Source organism: Flavobacterium sp. YO12 (genome assembly GCF_004119495.1).
In the GTDB taxonomy this organism is placed as follows: Bacteria; Bacteroidota; Bacteroidia; order Flavobacteriales; family Flavobacteriaceae; genus Flavobacterium.
The window spans coordinates 1-16,695 of the sequence record NZ_NRQU01000086.1; the positions used below are offsets into that span (position 1 = coordinate 1).

Below are 16,695 nucleotides of genomic sequence, written 5' to 3' on the forward strand. Positions count from 1 at the left end.
TGAATTGTCTTTGTCTGAAGTTTGAGTTCCAAAGTAATTAGAGTTGTTTTTGATGTTCTGATTACTAAAAGTTACTCCCATCTGGTTGTTTATGAAAATCGCAGATCCTGCAGGATTTACGCTAATTGAGGATAAATCCCCGCCTAAAGCACCAAATGCTCCGCTCATTGCTCTAAATCTCGCCGTTCCTGTTAAGTTGTCTTGCGAAAAGCGTAAAGCATCAGAAACTTCCTGAGAATGTGAGATGCTGACAGTTAGTCCTGTAATTAATAGGAAGAGTATTTTTTTCATTTTGGTATGTTTTTGTGTGATTTTAGATTGGTAAAAGGGAGAGGAAGGTTATCTTCTTCCTCCTCCGCCTCCACCGTAAGATCTTCCGCCACCGCCACCGCCGCCAGACGATCTCATGCTTCCGCCGCCACTGTTCATTGAACGCGATGGGCTAGGAGAGTAAGTTCTAGATGGGTTGCTATTGGTGTTATTGTAGCTTCTATTAGTTGTAGAGCTTGATCTTCTGTTTGAATAATCATAGCTGTTACTTTGTCCTTGTGTTGTGCTTCTTCTGTTTGTGAACGTTGGGCTGGTTGTGTAGTTTCTGCCGCCGTTTGTTGTAGAAGTTCTTCTATAGTCAGAATAGCTGTTTGTTCTGTTGGTATAGTTTCTATCTGTTGTATAGTTTCTGTTGCTATTGCTTCTGTTGTTGAAGCTTCTGTCAGTATAATTTCTATTTGAAGAGTAGTTTCTTCCAGAGGCAAAATTTCTATTTGAGCTATAGTTTCTTCCGCTTCCATAGTATGCTGCAGAACCTCGTCTTCCGTAGTTATAAGAGTAGTTTCCGTAATAACCTGGTCCCCAGTATCCAGGGTAGCCCCATCCAGGTCCCCAGTATCCAGGATATCCCCAAGCGTAACCAGGGTATCCCCAGTATCCGCCGTAGCCCCACCCGTAATATGGATATCCGAAACCAAAACCAAATCCCATTGACCATGTTGGGTTAGAATATACATTTACAGAAACTTCAGATGGACTGCTTCCCCATGCTGGATAAACATTTGCGGCAACTTGTGTGCTGTCGTTTTGAGAGTAGTTTCCGTAGCTGTCTACATCTGTAAAAATTTCAGTAGGCTGGTTGTCGTCTTGAAGAGATCTGAAATAATCTTTGTATTGGTTGTTTGCGTTAGATGTGTTTGTCTGAACGTATCTAGTAGTGGAATTACCATAGACTCCGTCATTATCATTATAAGATGTGTTTTGGTAAGAACCACACGATGCAAGCAGAAAACTCAATAGTCCAATTAAGTAAAAATGACTTGAGTTTTGACGTAGAGTAATATAAGTTTTCATATCTGTGGTGTTTTTTATTGTTGCACATTACAAAAATAGTTAGTTTTGTCAAACTATTTAGTTAAAATAATTAAAACAAAATTTGTGCCAAACTATATAATATGAGTAAGAACCTCACTACAAGATCAGAAGATTATTCGAAATGGTATAACGAGCTGGTTGTGAAAGCGGATCTAGCTGAAAATTCAGGAGTTAGAGGCTGTATGGTAATCAAGCCATACGGTTATGCGATTTGGGAAAAAATGCAAGCTGAGTTGGATCGAATGTTTAAGGAAACTGGACATCAGAATGCTTATTTTCCTCTGTTTGTTCCTAAAAGCATGTTTGAGGCTGAGGAAAAAAATGCAGAGGGATTTGCAAAAGAATGTGCTATTGTTACGCATTATAGATTAAAGAATGATCCTGATAAACCAGGTAAATTAATGGTTGATCCAAATGCTAAACTGGAGGAAGAACTTATTGTTCGTCCTACAAGTGAAGCAATTATTTGGTCTACATATAAAGGATGGGTGCAATCTTATAGAGATTTACCGTTGTTAATTAATCAGTGGGCAAATGTAGTTCGCTGGGAAATGCGTACACGTTTATTCTTGAGAACTGCAGAGTTTTTGTGGCAAGAAGGGCATACGGCTCATGCGACAAAGGCAGAAGCTCTAGAAGAGTCTGAGAAAATGATGAATGTTTATGCTGATTTTGCTGAAAATTTCATGGCAATTCCAGTTGTGAAAGGTTTTAAAACCGAAACAGAGCGTTTTGCTGGCGCAGATGAAACGTATTGTATTGAGGCATTGATGCAGGACGGAAAAGCTTTGCAGGCTGGAACCTCTCACTTTTTGGGGCAGAATTTTGCGAAAGCTTTTGATGTGAAGTTTGCAAATGCCGAAGGAAAACAAGAACACGTGTGGGGGACTTCTTGGGGTGTTTCTACTCGTTTGATGGGAGCTTTGGTTATGACGCATTCAGATGATCAAGGATTAGTACTTCCTCCTAATTTGGCGCCAATACAAGTGGTGATTGTTCCAATTCACAAAACAGATGAGCAGCTGGCTGAAATTACAGCAGCGGTTAATGAGTTAACGGCTAAATTAAGAAAGTTTAAGATTTCTGTGAAATATGATGACAGAACTACTCAAAAACCTGGATTTAAATTTGCAGAGTGGGAGTTGAAAGGTGTTCCAGTAAGAATTGCTGTTGGTCCTAAAGATTTAGAAAACGGAACTTTTGAAGTTGCGAGACGTGATAACTTGACAAAAGAGGTTGTTGCTGGCGAAAAAATTGTTGAGTATGTAAATGACTTACTTGAGCAGATTCAAACGGATTTATTTAATAAGGCATTAGAGTATCGTAATACTCATGTTACGGAAGTAAATAGTTTTGAGGAATTTAAAGAAGTTTTAGAAGGAAAAGGAGGATTTATTTCTGCTCATTGGGATGGCACTGCAGCGACCGAAGAAAAGATAAAAGATTTGACAAAAGCGACGATTCGTTGTGTTCCTTTAGATGCTGTTGAAGAGGCTGGAAGCTGTGTGTTTACAGGTAATCCGTCTTCGAAAAGAGTGCTTTTTGCTAAGGCGTATTAAAAAAAAATAAAAATTTTTGCATCAGCTATTGTGCAACTAAAAAATAGATGTATCTTTGCATCCGCATTAGAGAAATACATGGTCCGTTCGTCTATCGGTTAGGACGCCAGGTTTTCATCCTGGTAAGGGGGGTTCGATTCCCCCACGGACTACTTTTTTTCTGCGAATAAGTTATTTAACTTGATGTATTGGTCCGTTCGTCTATCGGTTAGGACGCCAGGTTTTCATCCTGGTAAGGGGGGTTCGATTCCCCCACGGACTACAATTTCAATTTGTTTTAAATTGAAGAAAACTTAGAAGAGAACTGGTCTGTTCGTCTAGGGGTTAGGACTCCAGGCTTTCGTCCTGGTAACAGGGGTTCGATTCCCTTACAGACTACAAAATTAGTTGTAAATAAGTTTTGTAAAATGAAAATTGGTGTCTCGGTTTTTGTTTTATTAGTTAAAACCAAAGTGATTGTTTTGCAATTGTGGGAGGTTTTTCTTTTTTAACTAGTATTTATAATAATTATTACATCTAAAATTAAAAAAAAATGGCAAATCATAAGTCAGCATTAAAAAGAATCAGAAGTAACGAAAAAAGAAGAGTTCTTAACAGATATCAACACAAAACTACTCGTAACGCTATTAAAGCATTAAGATTAGCTACTGATAAATCTGATGCTACTGCAAAATTATCAACTGTAATTTCTATGATTGATAAATTAGCTAAAAAGAACATCATTCATGATAATAAAGCTTCTAACTTGAAGTCTAAATTAACGAAACATGTTGCTAAATTGTAATTAATTACAATTTCCTAAATATTAGAAAAGTCCTCTTTTAGAGGACTTTTTTGTTGTTTAAAAATGAAAATCTTAAATTCAGTTTTTCGCTGAGTGTTGAATTTAATATTTTTTAATTATGTCTTTTCTTGGGTTTCAAGAGTTAGTAATGTCTGGTTTTTAGTCGATGTCTATTTTCTTTTTGAGATATTCTAACATGGCCAGCGTAATTGGTTTTGAAAGAAAATCTATAATTATAGGGTATTTTTTTGCTTTGGCTAAGTCGTCAGGATCGATTGTTGAAGACAATACGATGACTTTTGCTGTGTTGAATTCTTTGTAGTCAGCTGAGGTGAAATGATCTAGAAATTCCCATCCACTCATAACCGGCATATTTAAGTCTAAAAAAATCAGCTCTGGTTTTTTGTTTACCTTGTTTTTATTATTGGTGTATTTTAAGGTGTTGAAATGGAGTAGTGCTTCTTCACCATTTTGAGCAGTGATAATTTCATGTGAAAATGATGATTTTGAAATTACTTTTTTGCATAGCATTAATGTAATTGGATCGTCGTCAATGCATAAAATTTGCTCAAGCATAGTGTTTAGTTTTTAAATGTTATCGTAAATGTTGTGCCTTTGTTGACTTCGCTATCAATACTGATCGTTCCTCCCATGGTTTCTACTTGAGATTTTACAAGATATAAACCTAGTCCTTTGCTGTCTGGATAATTATGGAATCTTTGATAAAGCCCAAAAATCTTATCGCGATTTCGGTCTAGATCGATTCCAATTCCATTGTCTTTAAAGGTTAATGTAACTTGTTGGTCAATTTGTTCGGCGGTTATCGATATTTTTAATTTACGGTTTTCGGACTTGTATTTTATTGAGTTCGTAAGCAGGTTGAGTAAAATACTTTCAATATAAGCTTTGTTTGTATTAAGTAAAGGTACTTTTTCGAATTTTAATTTAATAATTGGTTTGTGTAGTTCAATTTGAAAAGAAAGCTGGCTGAATACATTTTCAAAAACTTCTTTTAGCGAAACTTCTTCTTTTTGCATAGAAGGATTGTCTTTTATGATTATGACTTTTACTAAATCATTAATTGTTTCATTTAATAAATGAGTTGATTTTGTAAAACCTCCTAAAATTTCTTGCAGTTCAGTATTCTCGATAGGAATATCTTCGATAAGATTTAAAAGTCCAATTAAGTTAGATAATGGAGCTCGTAAATTATGTGATGTGATGTATGAGAATTGCTTTAAGTCCTTATTGTTTTGCGTTAGTTCGCGAATTAAATGCTCTTTTTCGGTTTCTAATGTCTTTTCGTCAGTAATGTCTCTTTGAATAGAAATCCAGTGTGATATCAAACCTTCGTTGTTAAAAATTGGGATCATAGAGAAGCGTACCCAGTATTCTTCTTTTTTCTTAGTATAACTAATTGTTTCTATTAGGCATTCTTCTTCATTTTTGATGGCTCTTAAGAGTTTTTTTAGTTCATCTGAGTCGGATTTTGGCCCTTTGAAGATATTTGGAGATTTTCCGATTATTTCATTTGATCCATAGCCAGACATTTGAGAAAAAGCTGGGTTAACATAAACTATTTTTGGTATTTTGCGATCGACAGAATTGGCTTCGGTAATTAAAATTGAATCTTTAGATTGTGTGATTACGGTTTCTAATAATTTTAATCGTTGTTCTTCTTCTTTTTGTTTGGTAATATCTTGTATTGCACCAATCATTCTGATAGCTCTTCCGTTTTCATCTTTTAGTAAAAAACCTCTGTCTAAAACGTACTTGTAGCTTCCATCGGCGCATCTAAAACGGTATTGATCCTGCCATTTTTCTGTTTTTTGCTCAATAAAAGAGTATAATTTAATAGACATTCTAATGCTGTCTTCTGGATGAATTTTGTCAAACCACCACTTTGAAGTTTTTCCAACTTCTTCAGGGTTGTATCCAAAAACGCTCTCAATTCCTTTGTTCCAATTTATTCGGTCTTCTTGTATTTTCCAATCCCAAATAGTATCACTTGTTGCTTTTGCAACGATGTCATATTTTTCGTTGGATTCTTTAATTTCTTCGTTTGTTTTTTTTAGTTTCTTAAAAATTGAAATATTTCTATTTTCATTTTTTGTGAGTATGTATTTGAAAATAAGTCCTGTAGTCAGGATAAGAAAAATGTCCTTTAAATAAAATAAATAAGAATATTTTGACTGAAAAAAGTATTTAATGAGTAGATTATGGCACACTGTTGCCATAATTAGTGATATGATAACGTAAACAAGAGTAATTAGGAGAGTTTTACTTTTCATTACTCAAATATAGTTAAATTAACCATAACTAAACAATAAGTAAAGTTCATTTTGATGCCTAATTTAACATTGATTTAAAGAACTAATTACTTGTATATACGCAAACTATCACAGAAACGTTTTTTTTTAGAAAATAAAGTGTACTTTTGCACCCATTAAAAAACACAAATGGAATCTATTAGAAATATTGCAATTATTGCCCACGTCGATCACGGTAAGACCACTTTGGTTGATAAAATTATGTATCACTGTCAATTATTTCGTGACAACGAAAACACAGGTGATTTAATTCTTGATAATAACGATTTAGAGCGTGAGAGAGGTATTACTATTACTTCTAAAAACGTTTCTGTTCAATACAAAGGAACAAAAATCAATATTATCGATACTCCTGGCCACGCGGATTTTGGAGGTGAAGTAGAACGTGTATTGAACATGGCCGATGGTGTATGTTTATTAGTGGATGCCTTTGAAGGGCCAATGCCGCAAACTCGTTTTGTATTACAAAAAGCTATTGATTTAGGTTTGAAGCCTTGTGTAGTTATCAATAAAGTTGATAAAGAAAACTGTACTCCTGAAGAAGTTCATGAAAAAGTTTTTGACTTAATGTTTGAATTAGGTGCTACAGAAGAGCAGTTAGATTTTCCAACTGTTTATGGTTCTGCTAAAAACAACTGGATGTCTGACGATTGGAAAAACCAAACAGAAAACATTGAGCCTTTATTAGACATGGTTATTGCTAATGTACCAGCTCCTAAAGTTTCTGAAGGTACTCCTCAAATGTTAATTACATCTTTAGATTTCTCTGCTTTTACTGGGCGTATCGCTATTGGTCGTTTAGAAAGAGGTATTTTGAAAGAAGGTATGGCAATCTCTTTAGTAAAGAGAGATGGTACTGTTACGAAATCAAGAATCAAAGAATTACATACTTTTGAAGGTCTTGGACGTAAAAAAGTAGCTGAAGTAATTGCTGGTGATATTTGTGCCGTAGTTGGTATTGATGGTTTTGAAATTGGTGATACTATTGCTGATAACGAAAACCCTGAAGGTTTAGCTTCTATTGCTATTGATGAGCCTACAATGAGTATGTTGTTTACAATTAATGACTCACCTTTCTTTGGTAAAGAAGGTAAATTTGTAACTTCTCGTCATATTAGAGAAAGATTGACAAAAGAATTAGAGAAAAACTTAGCGATGAAGTTAGGTGAAACTGATTCTGCAGATAAATTTATGGTTTTTGGTCGTGGGGTACTTCACTTATCTGTTCTTATTGAAACAATGAGAAGAGAAGGTTATGAGTTACAAATTGGTCAGCCGCAAGTTATCATCAAAGAAATCGATGGTAAAAAATGTGAGCCAATTGAAGAATTAACAATCGATTTACCAGAAAACCTTTCAGGTAGAGCAGTTGAATTCGTAACAGTTCGTAAAGGTGAAATGTTAAGTATGGAGACTAAAGGTGAGCGTATGATCATTAAATTTAATATTCCATCACGTGGAATTATTGGTTTAAGAAATCAATTGCTTACTGCTACGGCTGGTGAAGCTATTATGTCACACCGTTTCATTGGATATGAGCCTTACAAAGGAGAAATTTCTGGACGTAACAAAGGTTCATTGATTTCTATGGAAAAAGGAAAAGCTATTCCTTATTCTATCGATAAATTACAAGATCGTGGTAAGTTTTTTGTTGAACCAAATGCTGAAATTTACGAAGGTCAGGTAATTGGAGAAAATTCTCGTAGTGATGATATGTGTGTGAACGTAACTAAAGAGAAAAAACAATCTAACGTTCGTTCATCTGGAGCTGATGAAAAAGCTAGAATTATCCCTCCAATTATTTTCTCTCTTGAAGAAGCTTTAGAGTACATTCAAAAAGATGAATATGTAGAGGTTACACCAAAATCTATTCGTCTAAGAAAAATCTATTTGACTGAAACTGATAGAAAAAGATTTAAAGTTTAATAATTTTAAATTTCAATATAAAAAATCCCAAATTCCGGCTTATGGAGTTTGGGATTCTTTTTTTATGCTATATTGGAATTCTTTTTATAGTTAATTAAAGCTTGGAGTTTTTGACAAAGTATTGGAATTTGGAATTTTAAAAAAGTTGAAATTTTAAATACTATCTTTTTAAACTAAAGTGACCTTTAACACTTTTCCCATTTACAAAGGTCAAAGTAAACCAATAATCATCAGAGGGAAGCTGCTGGCCATTAAAAATGCCATTCCATCCAATGCTATTTTGATTCATTTCTTTCAGTAATTTTCCGTAGCGATCAAAAACATAGATTTTAAAATTAGGAAGATGTTCGATGTCATTGATAAACCATAAATCATTATATCCGTCTCCGTTTGGTGTAAAAAATCTTGGATAATCAAGTACATATATAGTAATATTATTTGATAATCCGCAGCCATTTTTGTCTCTGGCAACGGCATTATATGTGCCGGCAGCTACTCTGGTAAATAACGGATCATCTTGAAACGTAACACCGTCTAATGAAAATTCGTAGTCTCCAACTCCAGTATATTCTAACAAAACTGAATTATCGTTTCCTGAAAAATCTTTTACAGTCGACCCTGTCAATGTTGCAGGTTCTGATAAAATAACTTTGAAGGTTTTGGTTTTTTCACAGCCATTTGCATTTGTTACCGTTACAGCGTAATCTCCAGGAGCAGTAACAGTTAATGAATTTGTGGTGTTTCCCGGTGCAGTATTCCAAGAGTAACTGCTAAAACCAGAATCTACAGTTAATGTTACATCACTATTTTTACATACAAAAACTGATTCATTTTCGAAATTTGGAGGGTCAAATGTATTTATGACAAGAGGAACTGGAATAATGTCGTAACAATCTGGTCCATTTACAACTCTGCCATAAATAGTTTGATTGAATGCAGTCGTGTTTCTAAAAATATTTGGTAACTGATTTGTTTCTGTTACAGCATCATTTGCGGTTGCATAGTAATTAACAGTTAATCCAGTTGCAAGACCAAGCTGCGGAGTAACTTCAATATTCAAATCAAATTGATACAATCCATCTTGAATTTGATCTTGGTCACAAATGCTTATCGGATTTGGATCAGCCATAGATGTATTTGCAATTTCTAAAGTTACTTGAGCAATTTTAGAACAGCCAAATTGATTTTCAAGACGGGCATAAACAATTTGATTAGGAGCATTATTTACATATCGGTTTGGTGCTGCAATTTTATTTGTTTTGCTCTGAGCATCAGTCAGTGTTTCATAAAAGCCTTCATTTAAAATCGAAGCAACATTATTTTTTATAATATTGTTTACTTTGCTTAAATCAAAAATAGAAATCCCGTCTGTATTATCGTCACATTGTAGTAAAGAGGTATCTGTTGACTGGATTTCTGAAGCATAGTCAATTTTTATTTCGCCTGATAATATGCACGTTGTACTTATTACAGTGGCTTCAACTACATAATTTCCTGAGTCTGTAACTTCATAAGTTGGATTTGTACTTAGTGTAACAGAAGGATTATCTTTTTTATACCATTTAAAAGTATAGTCTGCAGCTGATAGTTTACTGTCTAAAGTGATTCTTTCTCCAAAACAGGCAGGATTGTTATTTGCAATTGTTCGATCTTCTCCAAGAACAATTTTAGAGGCAAAACTTCCTGCTTCAAGGAAAATGGCTGAAGTTTGGTATCTAACGTCAGCATCGCCGATTACGAGTTTTACGTGATATTTTTTTCCAGCAGTTACTGTGCTGCTAGCGGTCATTACGATAGTTTGTCCAGCAAAATTTATTGGACTTGTATTTGTATTTCGTCCGTTAAAGTAACTTTCATTTGAAGCTGCACAACCAGGATAACTAATGCCTCCAACACTTGATCCGGGGTCAATTTTTGGATGAATATTTACAGAAGAAACCGGCGTATTTGTATTAGGTATTACTGCTAAATTTTTATAAGGGTCTGCAGTTCCAACTTCTTTGATTAAGAAAGCAAATCCATCAGAATATCGGCATGGAAAATCATATTGATATTCATTAGAAGCAAAAATATAATTAAAGCTCAAGGAACTTGTGTTCGCAATAAAATCGAATTCCAATACCGTTGTGTTCATTGAATTAATGCCAAGTGTCTGATCCAGATCGGTATCGCGACCCCATGAAGCACTATCATCAGAACCGTCATTGGGATTACTGACAAAGGGACCGACTGCGCTTTGAGCTGTTGATGTTGCTAAAACGATTCCTTCTCTAAAAGGGAAACTGCTTCCGTTACTATTAAAATAAGCAAAACTCTGTTTTCCAGGTCTAAAATTATCACCGCGACCTGTTGAATTCGATGCATTGGCACAAGAACTATTAACTAAAATATCTTGAATAAGCTGTGTTGGTGTTTTTGTATCGTCAATAGTTATGACCTGCGCATTCATCTTTGCGGATAAACAGCATAAAAATAGAATAAATAAAAAACGTTTTGCTGGAATCATAGTATAACAAATATACTATAAATCTCGATTTTTTAATAGTTTGTAAGAAAAGTAAATAAACAAGAAAGTCCAGATTAAGACAATCAATATTGAAGTATAACTTACGCTGTAATCTTTAACATCATTTACGCCCATTTGCGCTCCGATATTTTTAATAACTGAAAGTCTTGAAAAGGGTTCTATAATTAAATTTGACATTGCTTCAAGAGGGAAAAACTTCATTATTGTATATCCTGTTGTGCTTTCGGGGAATATTTTGAAAACTAATAAACCTTTTGCAATACCTTCAAGAATACTCCAAACTAATAAAAATCCCAAAGCAAATGCGGATCGTTTTACCAAGATTCCTAAAAACAAACAGAAAGAAAAGAAACCAATCAGTTTTACAAAAAAGGCAAGCAAATAATCTAAATCCATGAAAATGACATCAAATTCAGTGTACGAAGAAAAGCTTAATCCAAGTAATAAACTCATTACAAAAACAAAAATGGTAGAGCATAATGCAAAAAGTACAACCGTAAGAAACTTAGACAGAATAAACTCTTTTTTACTTAAACCATCAATTAAGTTTTGTTTTAATGTGCCGTAGCTGTATTCATTTGCCATCATTGAAACAATTACAATAGCTAGAAAAAATTTCAGCCATGCTGCGATATAAGTGTTGAAATGCCAGATAAAAGGAAAGTTAAAGATTCCCATTTCGGCCAAATGAAATTTAAAAACACCCAGGTCAAATTTTATAGATGCAATTAATGCAATAAATGAAAGAAGGATAAAATAAGTTAAAGTAAGAATCTTGCTGGCTTTATTTTTCCAGATTTTTTGTAATTCTATAGAGACAAGTCTGTTCATGGCTTAGTTATTTTTGATGGTGGCTTTTTGAGTTAGTTCTAAAAATTGTGCTTCTAAACTATTTTTGCGTTTTACCAAATGGCTCAAAGCAATATTTTTAGAGAACAAGTACAAATTCAGTTCAGAAGCTGATAAATCGGATTTTAGATGTACCAAAATTTTCCCATCTGATTCTTTGATTTTATCTACAGCTGGATGCTCTGTTAAAACTGATTTTAAAGCTAAATTATCATTTGCCTGTAATTCGAAGAAACTTTCATTGGCAGACATACCATCAACTGAACCGGAATACAAAATTTCGCCTTTGCGTAAAACAACGACATGCGAGCAAACTTTTTCGACTTCGTCTAGTAAATGCGAAGCCAATAAAATGGTTGTTCCGTGCGATGCAATTTCTTTAATAATATCTCTAATCTGATGAATTCCCTGTGGGTCTAAACCATTTGTAGGTTCATCTAAAATTAGAATTTCTGGATCATTTAATAGTGCCGATGCAATTGCAAGACGTTGTTTCATCCCTAAAGAAAAAGTACTGAATTTGCTGTCTTTCCTTTCGGTTAAACCTACAAGAGTCAGTTTTTCATTTATTTTAGAATAATCAATGCTTTTTATTTTGCAAACCAGTTTAAGGTTTTCTTCGGCAGTCATGTACGGGTAAAAGTTAGGACGTTCTATAATAGCGCCAACTTTTTTTAGAGCTTCATGGGTTTGCACTTTGCCGTCGAACCATTTGTAATCGCCGGAAGTTTTATTTACAACATTCAAAACGATGCCTAAAGTGGTTGATTTTCCGCTTCCGTTTGGACCTAAAATTCCGTAAACATGTCCTTTTTTTATGCTAAAAGATACATTTTGAAGCGCATGAATGCGTCCGTATCTTTTGCTGAGATTCTCGATAGTTAATATGGTTTCCAAGTTAATTGTGGTTTTAGTTTTTTAGTAAGACGAAGCAAGTGGGATATTGTTACGCCAAATTTATTTTTATCATCTTATTCGTGTAAATTTGTAATAAAGATATTCAAAATGAGCGAACCATTAATGGTGCTAAAGAAACCTACTTACCCTTTAACACGTCCATTATTAAGTTATTTAGAACGATACGAACGTATTTCGAAAGTATCTGTGTTCTATGATGACTTATTGCGTTTTTCCGGCTCGGTCAATGTATATGATAAAAATGAAACAGATACTTTGTGGATTCGGGTTTATTACAGCGAGTTCGAAAGAAATGAAATCGATTTGAATCTGAAGAAAATTTATTCGCTTTTACATTCTGATGGAAATAGTGATATTATTCAGTTTCTAAATATTGATGCAATTGACTATTGTACTTTTGGAAATTCAAAACCGTTTCGAATTAAGGTGCGAAATATTCTGAACGACAATTATGTTCATTTTTATATTAAAAAAGCAGATGCTTCAAGGATTTACGGACTTGAATTGGAAGATATTCTTTCGCCTGATAAAATTAACTTTTTGGTCTACAAAGACACTTTAATCGAAGAGCATATTATAGGTATTCCAGGCGATGTTTTTATGGATACTTTATTGCACAATTGTACTGAAACTGAAAAATCTCAGATTGCAAAGGAGTTTGTAAAGTTTAATGAACGTTGTATGATAAGGCTTTTGGGCGATATGCGTGCTTATAATTATGTAATTGTACCTATTCACGATTTTGATCAAGTAGTTTATAAAATTCGTCCTATCGATTTTGATCAGCAGTGTTATGAGGGAAATTTTAAAGTGTATCGTCCGCAGTTTTTTAAAGAAAATTATCCAATGATACAGCTGATAAAAGAGAAATTAGAAGATCGATCCATTATTCAGTATAAAGATGAAGAAAGAGCGATTTTAGCAAAACGTATACATTCAGCCGAAACCAGAATACATAAATTACTGAATATAATGTGTCATGATACCATTTCGACTGAAGAACATTTGAATCAATTGAAAATGGAATTGTATCGATATACAAACGATATGAAATTTAAAAATGCTAAATCAATGGGGCATATTATGCATGCAGCATTCGAATTTATAACGCGTAATTTTAAAAATACAAACTTAGTTTAAAAGGATAAATCAGATAAGTTCACAAAGTAAAACTTGAATTTTCTTATATTACTTATATGGTTCAAAAAAAAATAATCTTATGAAAAAGTCTTTTTTAGTAGCCGCTTCTATTGTTTTATTAGCATGCCAGCAACAATCAAATAGTGATTTAAAAACGCTTTATTCACTTCCAAAAAAGTTGAAAGAAGTTTCGGGAATAACTTATTTTCCTGAGACAAATTTACTTTATACTTTAGAAGACAGCGGAAATAAAAATGCGGTTTATGCATTAAATGCCGTGGGGAAATTGGCCAAAACAATTACGATTTCAAATGCCGTAAATGTGGATTGGGAAGACATAACAAAAGACAAAAAGGGAAATCTTTATATTGGCGATTTTGGAAATAACGATAACGAACGTAAAGATTTATGTATTTATAAAGTAGATAAAACGCAATTGGATAAGGATGTGGCTTCTGCCGAATATAAAATTTCATTTTCTTATCCAGAACAAACTGAATTTCCTCCAAAGAAAAAGGAAATGTTTTATGATGTTGAAGGCTTTTTTGAACACGACGGTTACTTTTATCTTTTTACCAAAAATCGAAGTAAAGGTTTTGACGGAACTGCTTTTATATATAAAATAAAAAATGCAGAAGGAACTCAAAAAGCAGTTAAAATAGGGGAGTTTAAAACCTGCGATAACTATAATCATTGTGTTCTTACTAGTGCAACGATTAGCCCTGACGGAAAAAAAGTGGTTTTATTAAGCCATGACAAAATTGTTCTATTTAAAGATTTTAAGGGAGATTTGTTTCACAAAGGAACTCAGACTGAAATTGAACTCAATCATTTTTCTCAAAAAGAAGCCGTTGTTTTTAAAGACAATAATACTTTGCTTATTGCCGATGAAAAAGCAAACAAGACTGGAGGAAATGTTTATGAATTTAAACTATAAGGTTCTGAGATACTAAGATTCTGAGATACTGAGGCTTTAGTTAAAAAAAAGTTAGCCACGAATTGCACTAATTGCCAAGAATTATATTTTAATAAAAATTAGTGGTAATTAGTGCAATTCGTGGCTTAAAAACCTTAGCACCTTAGCATCTCAGAACCTTAGCGCCTTTTTCTAGAAACTATATGCAGCCCCAAAAATTACTCTTCCTACTTCGTCAGGAGATTTAAAATAAGAGATTCTAGCTGTTAAAACATTGATTGCATTCAGCCAAAGACCTCCGCCGTAATCCTGATGCCATTTTCTTGAATTTTCTCCATCAAGCCAGATTCTTCCATAATCAAAACCACCTAAAATTCCGTAAGTCAAAGGAGCAACCGTACGTTCGATTTTACCAAGACTTAATCGAAGATCAGAGCTTTGAGAGAAATACGAATTACCTAAAAAGCGATCGTTTCTATACCCTCTTAAATCAGTGTCACCTCCTAAAGCAGCACCTTGATAAAACTCATAATTGTTATTAAGGATTGCTTTTCCTTTTAAGTATGTGGCTAAAACCAGTTTTCCGTTATGATCGATTTTATGAGTAAAACCTAAAATACTTTCCAGTGTTGGGAAATTTTGTTTCGTGTCACTCAAATTTGTCGTCCAAGTAGCGGCAATCATAAATGCCATTCCTAAAGTGGGTTTTGCAGCGAAATCAGAATTTTTAAATTGATATTTTACTTTCAAACCTCCAAATGTTTGGCTGTCAAATACCATTGGGTTTACGATGTTTGGAATATCAATATATCTGTTTTCGGTTTCTTCAACTGTCATTTTTTGAAAAATAGGCTGAACACTGAATTCACTTCCGTATCGTCCAACGTGTCTAATAGCGCCTGATACATTAAATTTTCGAATACGAACCCTGTTATAATCCATTCCAAATTCCTCGTCATTGTTCTGACTTTCGTTTCCATATCCAAAATAGTTCATGGCAAAATTTGGAGTTGTATACTGTGATTCAACATCAATAACCCATTTACCGAGTAATCCAGGAAAATGTGCCGCATAATTAAATTCTAAACCACCAGTAGCAAAATAGTAAAAACCATTTAATACATGTTTTTGTGTATAAGGATTCTGTTTAAAATTGTTAACGGTGTAATTTACATTAAAACCTAATTTTACACCATCATCAGGATTATATCCAATATTTGGCAGACCAGAAACTACATTGTATTTAGGTTTTTCGTAATTGTATAAGTTAACATCATAATCGTCAGTTAACTGAGTCTGGGTTTTTGAGTCCAAGTTATACGTGTTTTCTTTTGATTTAAAATCGTAAACAATAACTTTTCGACCATTTTCAATATTATAAACATCATTATTTTGACCACCAATTAAACGAATTTTAACGTTCGATTTATGATCGCCTTTTACTTCAAAAACATCATTGTCATCTAAACCATAAATCCATAAATTTTTGGTTTTAGCATCACTTATCATTTTTGTGTATTGTAATTCGTCGCCATCTTTCTTCATTCTGATAACCTGAAGTTCAATTTTGTTTTTAGCAATATGGTTCAAAACAAATTTGTCTTTTTTATCAGTTCCCGCAATCATAATTGTTTTACTTAAAACATCAGAATAGCGTATTGCATATTTTTGAAGCTCTTTTTTTCTACTTTTTAGCTTTTGCTTAATTTCGTCAATAGTTTCGTCCTGAACTTCTTTTGGCAGACTTTTAAAAGCATTATCAATATCGCTGTCAGATAAATTCTCTTGAATAAATTTTGCCTGTGCAATCCAGTCTTTTTCTTCAGCAGTTTTTAAAAATGCCAAATCTAATGGGTAAGGTTCTCGATTAAGCCATTTTACATTATCGATTGAACTTTTAAAAGTACGCATATGACGCAATGCGGGAATATTCATTAAAAGCGAAAGTAAAGTTCCGTCATATTTTACAAACGCCTGATCACGATCTCTCGGAATTGGTTTGTAAATTATTTTTCCGTCTTTTTTATGTTCGCCCCAACGCCATTGGTCGCTGTGTCTGTCCCAGTCGCCAATCAGCATATCAAACAAACGCGCTTTTATATATTCTTTTTCATCTACCGAATATTTTTCATCTTTATGAAGATTAGCCATCATGTCGCCCGTGCTTATTATATCACTCGGGTTTCCGAAATTTTTAGCATCAATATGATTGTCAGCAGGTCTTTCTTCTACCATGTATAATCCGTCACCAAAACTTGCATTAAATTCTTTTAAACCATTTTGTCTAGGAATATAGTATAAAACAGGATTGGTGTGCGATAATCCTATTTTATCTGATAAATTGCCAACAGCGAAGCTTGTATATGGGTGAGATGTAGTGT

Annotated in this window: 11 protein-coding genes, 3 tRNA genes and 2 pseudogenes; 8 read left to right on the plus strand and 8 right to left on the minus strand. The window is 33.7% G+C overall.

What is annotated here, in order from left to right; genetic code table 11:
- Both BOW55_RS19000 and BOW55_RS19005 read right to left on the minus strand, forming a co-directional pair.
- Window positions 1-291: pseudogene (locus BOW55_RS19000) on the minus strand (transporter); the annotation flags it as partial.
- A 48-nt stretch (window positions 292-339) separates the two neighbouring features.
- Window positions 340-1,344, minus strand: a complete 1,005-nt coding sequence (locus BOW55_RS19005) for a hypothetical protein (RefSeq protein ID WP_129025874.1) — start codon at window positions 1,342-1,344, stop codon at window positions 340-342.
- Window positions 1,345-1,445: 101 nt separating this feature from the next.
- Here BOW55_RS19005 and proS point away from each other — a divergent pair, with 101 nt between their 5' ends.
- The 5 genes from proS to rpsT all read left to right on the plus strand — a co-directional run bounded on the left by proS (window position 1,446) and on the right by rpsT (window position 3,708).
- The gene (proS, locus tag BOW55_RS19010; RefSeq protein WP_129025876.1) at window positions 1,446-2,924 is read left to right on the plus strand and encodes a proline--tRNA ligase; all 1,479 of its coding nucleotides are present in this window, start codon (window positions 1,446-1,448) and stop codon (window positions 2,922-2,924) included.
- An 80-nt stretch (window positions 2,925-3,004) separates the two neighbouring features.
- Window positions 3,005-3,076, plus strand: a tRNA-Glu gene (locus tag BOW55_RS19015).
- 38 nt (window positions 3,077-3,114) lie between these two features.
- Window positions 3,115-3,186: transfer RNA gene (locus BOW55_RS19020), tRNA-Glu, on the plus strand.
- Window positions 3,187-3,230: 44 nt separating this feature from the next.
- Window positions 3,231-3,302 (plus strand) — tRNA-Glu (locus tag BOW55_RS19025).
- A 154-nt stretch (window positions 3,303-3,456) separates the two neighbouring features.
- Entirely contained in the window at window positions 3,457-3,708 is a 252-nt protein-coding gene (rpsT, locus tag BOW55_RS19030) for a 30S ribosomal protein S20 (protein WP_089052957.1), read from the plus strand.
- 159 nt (window positions 3,709-3,867) lie between these two features.
- On the opposite strand, the gene BOW55_RS19035 is transcribed toward rpsT, so the two are convergent.
- A complete protein-coding gene (locus BOW55_RS19035) occupies window positions 3,868-4,284 on the minus strand; it encodes a response regulator (RefSeq protein ID WP_129025878.1) in 417 nt (138 codons plus the stop codon).
- Between the two features lie 5 nt (window positions 4,285-4,289).
- Window positions 4,290-5,999, minus strand: coding sequence for a PAS domain-containing protein (locus BOW55_RS19040; RefSeq protein WP_129025880.1), 1,710 nt, complete (start codon window positions 5,997-5,999; stop codon window positions 4,290-4,292).
- Between the two features lie 168 nt (window positions 6,000-6,167).
- Here BOW55_RS19040 and typA point away from each other — a divergent pair, with 168 nt between their 5' ends.
- Entirely contained in the window at window positions 6,168-7,964 is a 1,797-nt protein-coding gene (gene typA, locus BOW55_RS19045) for a translational GTPase TypA (RefSeq protein WP_089052960.1), read from the plus strand.
- A 160-nt stretch (window positions 7,965-8,124) separates the two neighbouring features.
- Here typA and BOW55_RS19050 read toward each other — a convergent pair whose 3' ends face one another.
- From BOW55_RS19050 to BOW55_RS19060, 3 genes are all read right to left on the minus strand, one after another.
- A complete protein-coding gene (locus BOW55_RS19050) occupies window positions 8,125-10,413 on the minus strand; it encodes a T9SS type B sorting domain-containing protein (protein ID WP_241686619.1) in 2,289 nt (762 codons plus the stop codon).
- Window positions 10,414-10,485: 72 nt separating this feature from the next.
- Window positions 10,486-11,322, minus strand: a complete 837-nt coding sequence (locus BOW55_RS19055) for an ABC transporter permease (protein ID WP_129025884.1) — start codon at window positions 11,320-11,322, stop codon at window positions 10,486-10,488.
- Window positions 11,323-11,325: 3 nt separating this feature from the next.
- On the minus strand, window positions 11,326-12,237 hold the full coding sequence (locus BOW55_RS19060; protein WP_129025886.1) for an ABC transporter ATP-binding protein: 912 nt from the start codon (window positions 12,235-12,237) through the stop codon (window positions 11,326-11,328).
- Between the two features lie 108 nt (window positions 12,238-12,345).
- Here BOW55_RS19060 and BOW55_RS19065 point away from each other — a divergent pair, with 108 nt between their 5' ends.
- Together BOW55_RS19065 and BOW55_RS19070 are read left to right on the plus strand one after the other, a co-directional pair.
- On the plus strand, window positions 12,346-13,398 hold the full coding sequence (locus BOW55_RS19065; protein ID WP_089052965.1) for a hypothetical protein: 1,053 nt from the start codon (window positions 12,346-12,348) through the stop codon (window positions 13,396-13,398).
- A 79-nt stretch (window positions 13,399-13,477) separates the two neighbouring features.
- The gene (locus tag BOW55_RS19070; protein WP_129025887.1) at window positions 13,478-14,335 is read left to right on the plus strand and encodes an SdiA-regulated domain-containing protein; all 858 of its coding nucleotides are present in this window, start codon (window positions 13,478-13,480) and stop codon (window positions 14,333-14,335) included.
- A 171-nt stretch (window positions 14,336-14,506) separates the two neighbouring features.
- Here BOW55_RS19070 and BOW55_RS19075 read toward each other — a convergent pair.
- A pseudogene (locus BOW55_RS19075) lies at window positions 14,507-16,695 on the minus strand (metallophosphoesterase); the annotation flags it as partial.